Source organism: Sphingomonas sp. P4_D12, assembly GCF_056401895.1.
The window spans coordinates 494193-506989 of record NZ_JBFUIL010000002.1; the positions used below are offsets into that span (position 1 = coordinate 494193).

At 66.6% G+C, this 12797-nt stretch carries 10 protein-coding genes; all 10 read right to left on the minus strand.

The window, feature by feature from the left end; translation table 11 throughout:
• Positions 1-18: 18 nt before the first annotated feature.
• The 10 genes from AC1DSD_RS04880 to lldD all read right to left on the minus strand — a co-directional run bounded on the left by AC1DSD_RS04880 (position 19) and on the right by lldD (position 12780).
• Positions 19-3138 carry a family 78 glycoside hydrolase catalytic domain gene (locus tag AC1DSD_RS04880; RefSeq protein ID WP_478028790.1) on the minus strand — a complete coding sequence of 1040 codons (3120 nt, stop codon included), beginning with the start codon at positions 3136-3138 and terminating at the stop codon, positions 19-21.
• A gap of 2 nt (positions 3139-3140) precedes the next feature.
• Positions 3141-4046, minus strand: a complete 906-nt coding sequence (locus AC1DSD_RS04885) for an amidohydrolase family protein (protein ID WP_478028791.1) — start codon at positions 4044-4046, stop codon at positions 3141-3143.
• A gap of 1 nt (position 4047) precedes the next feature.
• Entirely contained in the window at positions 4048-4797 is a 750-nt protein-coding gene (locus AC1DSD_RS04890) for an SDR family NAD(P)-dependent oxidoreductase (protein ID WP_478028792.1), read from the minus strand.
• Positions 4794-5651 (minus strand): fumarylacetoacetate hydrolase family protein, encoded by an 858-nt coding sequence (locus tag AC1DSD_RS04895; protein ID WP_478028793.1) that lies wholly within the window; start codon positions 5649-5651, stop codon positions 4794-4796. Before AC1DSD_RS04895 ends, AC1DSD_RS04890 begins: the two co-directional genes overlap by 4 nt.
• A gap of 9 nt (positions 5652-5660) precedes the next feature.
• A complete protein-coding gene (gene rhmD / locus AC1DSD_RS04900; protein ID WP_478028794.1) occupies positions 5661-6848 on the minus strand; it encodes an L-rhamnonate dehydratase in 1188 nt (395 codons plus the stop codon).
• Positions 6849-6916: 68 nt separating this feature from the next.
• Entirely contained in the window at positions 6917-8224 is a 1308-nt protein-coding gene (gene glcF, locus AC1DSD_RS04905) for a glycolate oxidase subunit GlcF (RefSeq protein ID WP_478028795.1), read from the minus strand.
• Entirely contained in the window at positions 8225-9361 is a 1137-nt protein-coding gene (glcE, locus tag AC1DSD_RS04910) for a glycolate oxidase subunit GlcE (protein WP_478028796.1), read from the minus strand. It abuts the gene before it with no gap.
• A 2-nt stretch (positions 9362-9363) separates the two neighbouring features.
• Positions 9364-10857 carry an FAD-linked oxidase C-terminal domain-containing protein gene (locus AC1DSD_RS04915; RefSeq protein WP_478028797.1) on the minus strand — a complete coding sequence of 498 codons (1494 nt, stop codon included), beginning with the start codon at positions 10855-10857 and terminating at the stop codon, positions 9364-9366.
• A gap of 7 nt (positions 10858-10864) precedes the next feature.
• Positions 10865-11629: an SDR family NAD(P)-dependent oxidoreductase gene (locus tag AC1DSD_RS04920; RefSeq protein WP_478028798.1), complete on the minus strand. Its 765-nt coding sequence runs from the start codon at positions 11627-11629 to the stop codon at positions 10865-10867.
• An 11-nt stretch (positions 11630-11640) separates the two neighbouring features.
• A complete protein-coding gene (gene lldD / locus AC1DSD_RS04925; RefSeq protein WP_478028799.1) occupies positions 11641-12780 on the minus strand; it encodes an FMN-dependent L-lactate dehydrogenase LldD in 1140 nt (379 codons plus the stop codon).
• Positions 12781-12797: the final 17 nt, after the last annotated feature.

The window sequence follows — 12797 nt, forward strand, 5'->3', positions numbered from 1 at the left end:
GGTCGTTCCTCTCAGGGCTTATGTCGTGAAATCGTAGCGTCCGGCGCCGACCTCGAAGCGGGTCGCTGTGCCGTCATTGGTGAGTGCGCGGATCGCGGGATGCGCGTCGAGGGCTTGGCTGCCGGCGTGCCAATCGCCGGCGGGCAGTTCTACCTCGGCGGTCGTGTTGGCGGGGATCGACAAAGCGAACCGCGTCAGCCGCTCGGCATTGCCATCCGTGCTCGTCTCGATCGGGCCGACCAGCGAGTCATAGCGCGCCGACACGCGGCCGATCTGCGGCAGCCACAAAGGCCGCGCGGCGATGCGGCGGAAACCCGGGGCAGCCGGTGCGATGCCGGCGAGGCGGCGGTAGAAGAACCCGACGATCGCCCCGAAAGCATAATGGTTGTAGCTGTTCATCGACAGGTCGCCGGTGTCGCCGTTCCACCGCTCCCACATCGTGGTTGCGCCCTTCTCCGGCATATAGCCCCAGCTTGGATAGTCGGTCTGGAGCAACAGCCCGGCGACTTCCCCGAGGCGGCCCGCATCGGCCAGCACGTCGAGAATGTAAGGTGTGCCGAGGAAGCCAGTCGACAGCCTCATCCCGCGCCGACGGATGTCGGCGGCCAGCACGCCCGCCGCCGCATCGCGCCGGTCGGCAGGCACTAAACCCATGAACAAGGCGAGCACCTGGCTGGCCTGGCTGCCATTGCCGGCCGTGCCGTCGGCGGCGACGAATTCGGCGGCGAATGCCTGGCCGATCGCCGCGCGAAGATCGCGGTAGCGTTCCGCGTCATCGGCGCGTCCAGTCGCATCGGCCATCTCGGCCATCAGCGCTGCCGACCATGCCCAATAGGCGGTCGCGCAGACCACGCGCGGTGTCGTCTCGTCGTCTGGCTTGATCGCATCGACCGACAGCCAATCGCCGAGGTCGAGCCCGCGATCGTTGCGCCAGACATGATCGGGATTGCCGCGCGCGACGAAGTCCATCCAGCCTTGCATCGCCGCCCAATTCTCGTCGATCACCGCGGTGTCGCCATAACGCTGCCAGAGTTGCCAGGGCAGGATGATGCCGGCCTCGCTCCAGCCCGCGGTCACCACATCGGGGAAGGACAGAGGTTGCGGCACCACGATCGGATAGGCACCGTCGGGCCGCTGCGCCGCGCGTGCTTCGAGCAGGAAGCGGCGGATGAAGGGGTCGACCTCCATGTTGAACGCCGCGGCATCCAGGAACACCTGGATGTCGCCCATCCAGCCCATCCGCTCGTCGCGCTGCGGGCAATCGGTCGGCACCGAGAAGAAGTTGGAGCGCTGGCTCCACAAGGCGTTCTGCCAGATCGTTTGTAGCAGTGGCGCGTCGGCGAACGTCATCGTGCCGGTTTCGCGGCACGCGCTGTGGACGACGATCCCGACAATATCGCCCGCAGTCGGCACGCCGGGATAACCGGCGACCTCGACATAGCGGAAGCCGTGATAGGTGAAATGCGGCTCGAACACTTCCTCGCCCGAACCGGCGAGCGTGAAACTGTCGGTCGCCTTGGCGAGGCGGAGGTTGGATAGGTCGGCGGTGCCGTCAGGCTTGAGCAGCTCGGCGAACTTGGCGGTGATGGTCGCTCCCGCGGGACCGGTCGCGCGAATGCGCACCCAGCCCGAGAAGTTCTGGCCGAAATCGAAGACGTAACGCCCCGGTTGCGGCTCGCTGATCGCGACCGCGCGCCGCGTGCCGGCGGCTTTCAGCGCAGGCGATGTCTGGGCGACGAGCCGAGCGCCGGGCGTGTCACCCACTTTCGCCTGGGGCCAGCCGCTGTCGTCGAACCCCGGCCGGTCCCACCCCGCACGCTCCAGCCGCGCATCATAGGTTTCGCCGTCATAGATTTCCGACTTGAGGATCGGTGAGGGCGCGATCCGCCAATCGGGTCCCGTGGCGATCCATTCGCTGCTGCCATCGGCATAATCGATGCGCAGCTGCGCGCGCAGCCGGCGCGGCGCTGGGCCGAAGCCATAGCGCTCGATCCGCCAGCCGAACGGGCTGGCATACCAGCCGTCGCCGACCATCGCGGCGAGCGCGTTGGCGCCCGGCGTTACCAAGCCGGTCACGTCGTAACTCTGGTAGAGAAGATGGTCGTGCGCGACGGTCATTTCCGGCGCGAGCAGTGCGTCCGACACGCGCTCGCCGTTGATCCGCATGTCATAGGCACCGAGCGCCGTCGCGTAGAGCCGCGCGCCCGCGATCGGCCCGCGCGCGTCGAACTCGGTGCGCAGCAGCATCGCCGGCTCGGCGGGTCGCGGATCGTTGTGGACATTCGCGCCGCTTGGCTGCGCATTGGCCCAGTCCGAGGTATCGGCATCGGCGCCGGTCCAATCAGCGGGCGGACTCGGGCGAACGCTCCAGGCCGGGCCGCTGACGAGGCGCTCGACGCTGCCGTCGGCGCGATGCAGGCGGATCAACGCCGCGAAGGCGCCACCATCGACGGGGAAGAAGCCGGTCGTGTCCGCTTCGACCAGCGCACAGATGCTATTGCGGCCGGGCCGAACATCCCCGGCATAAGGTGCAAGTGTGCCCCAGAAGGGGAGGTAGGTGTCCCAATCGAAATGCCGATCGAGTGGGGCTGCAGCGCCGTTGATCCAGACGCCGCGCAGATGATCCTTGCCGGCGAGCAATGTTTCCGCACGGACGAGATCGTCGGGGGCGTGGAAATCGAGACGGAAAGCATGGGGCCGGCCGTCGAGCGCCGTCTCGCTCCACACCCAGGCGAGCCCGGCTGCGCGATCGGCCGCGGCATTGTCATCCTCGGCTTCGATCCACTCCGCTCGCCAGGACTCCGGCGCGGTCAGTCCGGTTTCGAACCAGGCCGGCGCCGAGCGCGCGGTGGCGCCGATATCATCCGTCGCTTCGACCGACCACCAGATGCGCTGCATCGCGGTGAGGGCAGGACCGCCATAAGCCAGATCGAACGTCGCCTCGCCGGCAATCTCGCCGCTGTCCCATAGCAACGTGTCGCCATCGAGCGCTTCGGCACTGGCCGCCGCGCGCAGGCGATAGCTTGCCTGACGCGTGCCCGGTCGATCGCTCTCGATCCGCCACGACAGGCGCGGACGCTCGACATCGGTGCCGAGCAGGTCGACCGTATATTCGGCGCGCAGGTCGACGATGCGCATGATCAGAGCGTCAGGCCGAGGCGGTAGAGCCGATTGGCGTTGCCCGCGAACAAGGCGCGGCGCTCGTCGTCGCTGAAATCGGCGACGATGGCATTGTATGCATTGAGATGCTGATCGAACCCGCCGAACAATTTGTCGGTCGGAAAGTCGCTGGCGAACATCGCGCGGTCGGTGCCGAACAGCTCGATCGTCTCGAGCACATAGCTGCGCACCTGCTCGATCGTCCACGGCCGGAAGGCGAATCCGATGCCCGAGATCTTGACCGCGACATGCGGGATAGCGGCGAGCGCGCGCATCCCCGCGCGCCATTCCTCACGGCCGCTCTCGCCGACCATCATGCCGGCATGGTTGATCATGACCGGCACGTCGGGATGCCGTTCGAGCAGCGGAGCGAGGCCGGAAAACTGGCCGGGATAGGCCTGGAGGTCGAAGCTCAATCCGTATTTGCCGAGCAACGCGAAACCCGCTGCCCAGGCTTCGTCGCCGGTCACGTCGCGCGGCGTGTAGGTGCGCACCGGGTCGGGGTGCCAATTGACGATATGGCGGATGCCGCGCACCGAGCGGCGCTCGGCATGCGCGGCGAGCAAAGCCTCGACCTCCGGATCGTTAAGCGCGGCGAAAGCGACGATCGCATTGGGCATGCCGCGCGCATCGGCCATCGCCTGCAGCCAGTCGGTCTCCTTCAGCGCATCCGCCGGGTCGGCGCCGGCATCGATATGGACGAGGCCTCGCACATCCCAGCCGCGCGCGTCGGCGAGATAATCGTCGAGGCCGTAATCCTTGGCGATCGGCTCGACGCTGCCGTTCGGGCCGTCCTCCGCAAATGGCGGCATCAGCCACGGATAGCGGATATGGGACAGGTCCCACAGATGGACATGGGCGTCGACGAAGGGCGGCCGCTCGGTCATGTCAGAAGGTCGTGCGGCCGCCGGACGTGTCGAAAGTGGATGCGGTGGTGAAGCTGCATTCCTCGCTCGCCATGAAACAGACCATCGCGGCGGACTCGCTGACCTCGCCCAACCGACCCATCGGGATCTTCGAGCGCATGTAATCGACCTGGCTTGGGGGCAATTGCGCCAGGATCGGGCTTTCGAACGTCGCCGGCGTCAGCGCATTGGCGATCACGCCCTTCTCGGCGAGTTCCTTGCCGAGCGATTTGGTGAAGCCGATCACGCCCGCCTTGGACGCCGAATAGGCGCTGGCATTGGGATTGCCTTCCTTGCCGGCAACCGACGCGATGTTGACGATGCGGCCATAGCCGTTCGCCAGCATCAACGGCACGACCGCTCGGTTGCAGTAGAACAGGCCGTTCAGGTTGATGTCGATCACTCGCTGCCAGCTGTCGATCGGGAATTCGTGAGCCGGGACGGTCGCGCCGGTAATGCCGGCCGAGCAGACCAGCACGTCGACCTTGCCGAGCGCGGCGCCGCTGGCCTTGGCCGCGGCCTCGACCGCGGCGGGATCGGAGACGTCGAGCGCCTGGATGTCGGCGGCGCCGACCTCGTCCTTCGCGGCGGCCAGCGCCTCGGGATTGAGATCCCAGAGCGCTACCGTGCCACCCTCGGCGACGATGCGCTTGGCGACGGCCTTGCCGAGGCCGGACGCGCCGCCGGTGACGATCGCCGCGCGCCCGGCGAAGCGACCCGCATAGACGCTCATTTGGCAGCGTCCCAGGCGACGAATTCCTGGCGCTGCTCACCAAGCTTCTCGATACCGAGTTCGACCACGTCGCCCGCCTTGAGATACCAGGGCTCGGGCTTCTGGCCGAGGCCGACGCCCGGCGGGGTGCCGGTGGTGATCACATCACCCGGCAGCAAGGTCATGAATTGCGAGCAATAAGCGACGATCTGCGCAACGGTGAAGATCATCGTCTTGCTGCTGCCGTTCTGCATCTTCCGGCCATTGACCGACAGCCACATCGCCAGGTTCTGCGGATCGCCCACTTCGTCGGCGGTGACCATCCAGGGACCGATCGGGCCGAAGGTCGGGAAGCCCTTGCCCTTGTCCCAGGTCAGGCCGCGCTCGATCTGCCAGTGACGCTCGGACACGTCGTTGATCACGCAATAGCCGGCGACATGGTCGAGGGCATTGGCTTCATCGACATAGGAAGCGGCGGTGCCGATCACGACGCCCAGCTCGACTTCCCAGTCGGTCTTCTTCGAATCCCTGGGAATGGTGACGGGGTCGTTCGGCCCCTGGATGCAGCTCACCCACTTCTGGAACACGACCGGCTCCTCGGGCACCGGCAGGTTCGATTCCGCGGCATGGTCGGCGAAGTTCGTGCCGATCGCGATGAACTGCCGGGTGCCGGTCACGCAGGCGCCGTAGCGGACGTCACTTTCGACCAGCGGCAGCGAGGCGGGATCGATCGCGGCGAGCTTGGCCAAGCCCTGCTTGCCCAGCGCGTCCGGACCGATATCGGCGACATGGCCCGACAGGTCGCGGATGCGGCCATCGGCATCGATCAGGCCGGGCTTCTCGGCGCCTGCGGCACCATAACGGCAGAGTTTCATGGATATTCCTTAGTTTGGATAGGGACGGTGGAGCGCGATATCGCGATTGAGCTCGACGCCAAAGCCCGGTTTGTCGAGTTCGCTCGCGCGGATCTTGCCGTTCACCGGGACGGGCTCGCCGAGCAATTGCGGGGCGAACATCGGCACGATTTCGGTGGGCCCGGGGTGCATCATCAGGAACTCGGCAAACGGCGAATTGTGCCGCGTGATCACGAAGTGATAACTGTAGACCGACGATCCGTGCGGGACCATCATCACGCCGCGGCTGTCGGCGTAATTGGCGATCTTGATCAGTTCGGTGACGCCTCCGCACCAGCCGACATCGGGCTGGATGATGTCGCAGCAGTCCATGTCCATCAGCATGCGGAAGCCCCAGCGCGTCGCTTCATGCTCGCCGGTCGTGACGAGCAGGCCCTTGGGCGCGTTCTTCTTGAGCTGGGCATAACCCCAATAATCGTCGGGGCTCAGCGCCTCTTCGATCCATTTGAGGCCGCATTCGTGCCAGGCGCGCTGCGCAAGCCGGGTCGCATAGTCGATGTCGAGGCTCATCCAGCAATCGTACATCAGCCAGAAATCGTCGCCGCACTTGCTGCGCATGTCGGCGAGCAGCGCGATGTTCTTCTCCATTCCTTCCAGCCCCTCGGCCGGACCGTGATGGAGCGGAAGCTTGCCGCCGATGAAGCCGAGCTCCTTGGCAATGTCGGGCCGCGACCCGGTAGCGTAGAATTGCAGTTCGTCGCGCACCGCGCCGCCCAGCATGTGATAGACCGGCTCGCCGCGCAATTTGCCAAGCAGATCCCAGAGCGCGAGGTCGACGCCCGAAATGGCGTTCACCACCAGACCTTTGCGCCCGTAATATTGGGTTGAGAAGTACATCTGGTCCCAGATCTTCTCATATTCGGCCGGGCTGCGGCCGACCAGGAAACGCGACAAATGCTTCTCGACGATGAATGCGGCGGGCTCGCCACCGGTGGTCACCGCGAAACCGATCGTGCCGTCATCGGCCTCGAGTTCGACGACAAGCGTACCGAGGACGTTGATCCCGAAGCTCCGCCGCGACTGGCGATATTCGGGATAGCGCGCCATCGGCGTCGAGATATGGTCGTCGATCCAATGACCGTCGCCCTGGTCGTGATAGTCGGCGCCACCGCCCCGGACGGTGAACGCGCGAACATGCTTGATCTTCGGCAGGCCCATCCGAATCCTTCCCCCATAACGCCCTTGGCGGCATCGCTCGTCTGGATTGTATAATATGACTATTAAAGTCAACCGCCCTTAGGGGTCTCGCGGCCCGCAAGTTGCGGCGGAACGGGGCCGCCAGTGGCCCAGTCGAGCAGTTCGATGGTATGGACGACCGGAATGCCGAGGCGCGGGGCGAGCTGCATCGCGCAGCCGATATTACCGGTGGCGATCACATCGGCGTCGAGCCGGGCGAGATTGGCCGCCTTGCGGTCGCCGAGCTTGCCGGCGATTTCGGGCTGGAGAATGTTGTAGGTGCCCGCCGACCCGCAGCAGAGATGCGCCTCGATCGGCGTGCGGACGACATAGCCCGCGCCGGCCAGCAATCGCTTCGGCGCGTCGGTGACTTTCTGCCCATGCTGCAGCGAACAAGCGGCGTGATAGGCGACCGTCAGGCCGCGGCCATCGCCCAGGGGCAAATCGGCGTCGATCAGCACTTCGCTGATGTCGCGCGCGAGTTCGGAAACCCGGGCCGCCTTGTCGGCATAGTCGGGATCGTTCCGGAGCATGAACCCATAGTCCTTGATCGTCGTGCCGCACCCCGATGCGGTGACGACGATCGCCGCAAGTCCCCCCGTTTCGATCTCGCGTGTCCAGGCATCGACATTGCGGCGGGCGGCCGCGAGGCTATCCGCCTCGCGGCCCATATGGTGCACCAACGCACCGCAGCATTGCTCGCCGGGAGTCAGCACGACATCGTATCCCGCGCGATCGAGCAGACGGATCGCCGCCGCGCGAAATTCTGGGCGCAGCACCGGCTCGGCGCATCCCTGCAGCAGCGCGATGCGCGGGCGCGTCGTGGCAGCCGGAACGCGTTTCTCCGGCGCGGCTGGAATTCGCCGTGGTGCCAGCGCGAGCATTGCCGCGAGGGGGCGCAGTGCGCCAACCTTGGCGAACAGCGGCGCCAGTGGTCGACCGACCTGCGCCAGCCGCAAGGCAGTCCGGAATCGGGCAGGATAGGGGAGTATCCAGGCTAAAATGCTGCGCAGCATTCGCTCGTGCCACGGGCGCTTGTAGCTCTCGTTGATATAGGCCCGGGCATGGTCGACCAGGTGCATATAGTTCACGCCCGACGGGCAGGTCGTCATGCAGGACAGGCAGGACAGGCAGCGGTCGACATGCTTGACGACTTCGGCGCTCGGCGCGCGCTCGTTCTCGAGCATGTCCTTGATCATGTAGATCCGCCCGCGCGGGCTATCGAGCTCGTCGCCGAGCAGGACATAGGTCGGGCAAGTCGCGGTGCAGAAGCCGCAATGGACGCATTTGCGGATCACCCCTTCGGACGATGCCATTGCCGGATCGGCTAACTGCCCGGGAGAGAATTGCGTCTGCACCTAAAAGCGTCCCGTCTCGAACACGCTGGCCGGATCGAAGGCGCGGCGCACGCGCTCCTCCAGCGCGGCGAGCGCCTTGGGTTGCGGATGGAGCGCCGGCACGACAGCCCGCATTTCGGCGTCAGCACGCACGAGCATGGCGTGCCCACCCGCTTGCATCGCGGCGGCGCGGATCGCCTGCGGATCGTCTCCGCTCGCCAGCCAGAGAAGGCCGCCGGCCCAGTCGAGCAGCCACGCGCCATGGACCACCGCCATCACCTTCGGCATCTGCGCCGCGGGGGCGATGATCCGCCACAGCGGCACGCTCGCCGGCAATGGTGCAGCCGTGGTGATCACGGGCCAGAGGCGTGTGGCCTCTTCGTCAGCGAGCGGCACGATGCCGTCGACCAGCCGTGTGAGGATCGCCGCGCGCGCCTCGACCGAACTTGGGAAACCGTCGAGCCGGATCGCGGTGAGCGGGGCGCCATCCCAGTCCTGCAGATGCGCTGCCGCGGACACTTCGGCGGTCGATCCCATTGCCCGCGCCATCGCCGAGATCGCAGCGGCGGGATCCAGCCCGGCGATCCCGAGCGTCAGCCGCACGCGCGGCGCGGGCAGAACCTTGAGAGTCAGTTCGGTGATCGCGGCAAGCCTTCCCCAGCTTCCGGTGATCAGCTTGGGCAGATCGTAACCGGTGACGTTCTTGACGACCTTCGCGCCTGCCACGAAGCGCTCGCCGCGTCCCGACACGCCGACGAAGCCGAGCAGATGATCGCGCGCCGCGCCGCGGCTGACGCGGGTCGGACCCGCCACGCCGGCCGCGACGATACCGCCGATCGTCGCCTCGCCAACCGCGCCGCCGAGTATCGCGCCGTGATCGAATGGATCGAACGCCAGCATCTGCCCCTTGTCGGCGACCAAGGCTTGAACCTCGGCAAGCGGCGTTCCCGCTTTCACCGTCAGTACCAGCTCCGGTGGGTCGTAATCGACCACCCCGGAAAAGCCGCGCATGTCGACGATCCGGGCGTCTGGTGTCGGCGCGCCGATCGCGTCCTTGCTGCCGCCGCCCCGCAGCCACAACCGCGTCCCGTCACGCGCCGCCTCGGCGACGATCGCCGCAAGCGCATCGGCGCTGTCAGGACGGATCGCGTCTGCCATCGTCAGAAGCGCGGCAGATCGGGGAAGGGAAGCGCGCCGCGATGGACGTGCATGCTGCCGAGTTCGGCGCAGCGATGCAGCACGGGGAACATCTTGCCGGGATTGAGCAGCAAGTCGGGGTCGAACGCGCATTTGACCCGCTGTTGATGCGCAAGGTCGGTTTCGGTGAACATCACCGGCATTAGGTCGCGCTTCTCGACCCCGACGCCATGCTCGCCCGTCAGCACGCCGCCGACCTCGACACACAATCTCAAGATGTCGGCACCGAACGCCTCGGCCTGTTCGAGCTCGCCGGGCTTGTTGGCATCGTAGAGGATCAGCGGGTGCAGATTGCCGTCGCCGGCATGGAAGACGTTGATCACGCCAAGCCCATATTGCTCCGACAGTACGCCCATTCGCGTCAGCACATCGGGCAATCGGCGCCGCGGGATCGTTCCGTCCATGCAAAGATAATCTGGCGCCAGCCGGCCCGCGGCGGGGAAAGCGGCCTTGCGTCCCGCCCAGAAGGCGACGCGCTCGTCATCGTCGGTCGAAATGCGGATTGATACCGCGCCATTGGCGCGCGCGATCGCCTCGACTTCCTCGAGCAAATGGCTGCATTCGGCTGCGGGCCCATCGAGCTCGACGATCAGCAACGCCTCGACGTCGAGCGGGTAGCCGACCTGGACGAACGCCTCGGCGGCATGGACCGCGGGCTTGTCCATCATTTCCATCCCGGCCGGGATGATCCCCGCGGCGATCACGTCGGCGACGCAGCGTCCGGCGCCCTCTACCTCGGGAAAGCCGATCAGCAAGGCGCGCGCCGTTTCGGGCCGGGGCAGGATGCGGACCGTCACTTCCGTCACCACGCCGAGCAGCCCCTCCGACCCGACGATCACGCCGAGCAGATCGAGCCCCGCCGGCTCCAGCCCACGCCCGCCGACACGTAACACCTCGCCCTCGATCGTGACGAATTCGACCCCGAGCACATTGTTGGTGGTCAGGCCGTATTTGAGGCAATGTACCCCGCCCGAATTCTCGGCGACATTGCCGCCGATCGTGCAGGCGATCTGGCTCGAAGGGTCGGGCGCGTAATAGAAACCGTCGTCCTCGACCGCGCGCGTGATCGCCAGGTTGGTGACCCCGGGCTGTACCACCACCAATCGGTCGGCATAATCCACATCCAGGATACGGTTGAACCGGGCCATGCCGAGCAGCACGCCGTCGGCCAGCGGCAGCGCGCCGCCCGACAGCGAGGTGCCCGCGCCGCGCGGCACGACCTTGACGCGATTGGCGTGGCACCAGCGCAGGATCGCCGCGACCTGCTCGGTCGTCTCGGGCAACACCACGACCATCGGCGGCTGGCGATAGGCCGTCAGCGCGTCGGATTCGTAGGGGCGCAGTTCGTCAGCTTTGTCGATCACCCCTTCGCCCGCCACGATCGCGCGCATCGCGGCGACGATCTCCCCGCGGCGCGCGAGCACCGCTTCGTCGGGGGCGGGCATGCAGATGGTCACGGCAGCGTTATTGCAGATTCACGTACATGCCGCCATCGACCAGCAACGCCGCACCGGTGACATAGGCGGCCATGTCGGACGCCAGGAACACGATCGGCCCGGCCAGATCCTCGGGCATGCCGAGCCGGCCGAGCGGGGTGCGCGCTTCCATATATTTGCGCTTTTCCGCGTCGGCGAGGTCGTCCTTGTTGATCTCGGTCAGGATCGTGCCCGGCAGCACCGAATTGCAGCGGATGCCGTGTTTGCCGAGCGCGATCGCGGCGGATTGCATCAACGAATGCACGCCGGCTTTGGTCGGGGTGTAGTGCGTCTGGAACTCGCCGCCGACCAATGCCGAGATCGACGATACCGCGACGATCGCGCCGCCATCACCTTGCTTGACCATCTGGTTGGCGGCCGCCTGGACCATGAAATAGGCGCCATGCAGATTGACGCGGAACGTGCGCTCGACCGTCTCGACCGGCATGTCGAGAAAGGCGTGGAACGGGCAGATGCCGGCGTTCGACACCATCACATCGACCCGGCCGAACTCGGCGACCGCGCGGGCGACGAAATCGGTCGCGGTCTCGGGCAGCGCGACGTCGCCCTTGATCGCAATGCCGCGCTGCCCGAGCGCTTCGATCTCGGCGATGCAGGACTGCGCCTTGTCGTCGCTCGACACATAGTTGATCGCGACGTTCGCGCCATGCTGCGCAGCACCGATCGCCGCGGCGCGGCCGATGCCGGTCGATCCGCCAGTGACCAGCACCGTCTTTCCCTCGAGAAGCTTCATCTGTTTCCTCGTTACTTGATGGGCTCGGCCAGGACCGAGCGGTCGATCGCGTCGATCCGGTTGACCCCGGTCAAGGTCATCGCGACCGTCATTTCCCGGGCGATCAATTCGAGCAATTTGGCGACGCCGGCCTCGCCTTGCGCCGCCAGCGCATAGACCCAGGCGCGGCCGAGCAGCACGCCCTTCGCGCCCAGCGCGAGCATCCGCACCACGTCGAGCCCGTTGCGCACGCCGCCGTCGGCCAGCACGGTCAGCGCGTCGCCGACCGCATCGGCGATCGCGGGCAAAGCGCGCGCGCTCGACAGCACGCCGTCGAGCTGGCGTCCGCCATGATTGGAGACGACGATGCCGTTGGCGCCGATCGCTGCCGCCTCGCGCGCGTCCTCGGGATCGAGGATGCCCTTGATGATCAGCGGTCCGTCCCATTCCGCGCGGATCCAGTCGAGGTCGCGCCATTGGATCGACGGATCGAAATTGGCGCCGAGCCAGCCCATATAATCGTTGAGCCCGCTATCCTTGCCGAGCACGGGCAGCAAATTGCCGAGCGTGTGCGGCCGCCCGCGCAAACCGACGTCCCAGGACCAGGCCGGCTTGCCGATCGCCTGCAGCATGCGGCGCAGCGGCGCGTTGGGTCCGGACATGCCCGAATGCGCATCGCGGTAGCGCGCGCCCGGCACCGGCATGTCGACGGTGAAGACCATCGTGCTCGCGCCGGCCGCCTTTGCCCGTGCGATCAGGTCCTTCATGAAGGCGCGGTCGCGGATCACGTAGAGCTGGAACCAGAACGGATCGGCGACCTGCGCTACTTCCTCGATCGAGCAGATCGATACGGTCGACAGGCAGGCCGGAATGCCCGCTGAACGGGCAGCGCGCGCTGCCTGTATCTCGCCGCGCCGCGCGTACATGCCGCTGATCCCGACCGGCCCCAAGGCGACCGGCAGGCCGACCTGCCGGCCGAACAGGCTGGTACTCAGGTCGATCGTCGCGACGTCCTTGAGCACGCGCTGGCGCAGCGCGATCCCCGCGAGGTCTTCGACATTGCGGCGCAGCGTCACCTCGGCATAGGCGCCGCCATCGGCATAATCGAACAGGAAGCGCGGCAAGCGTCGCCGCGCCGCCTCCCGGAAATCGCTGGCCGAAGAAATAATCATATTATTTCCCTAACGGC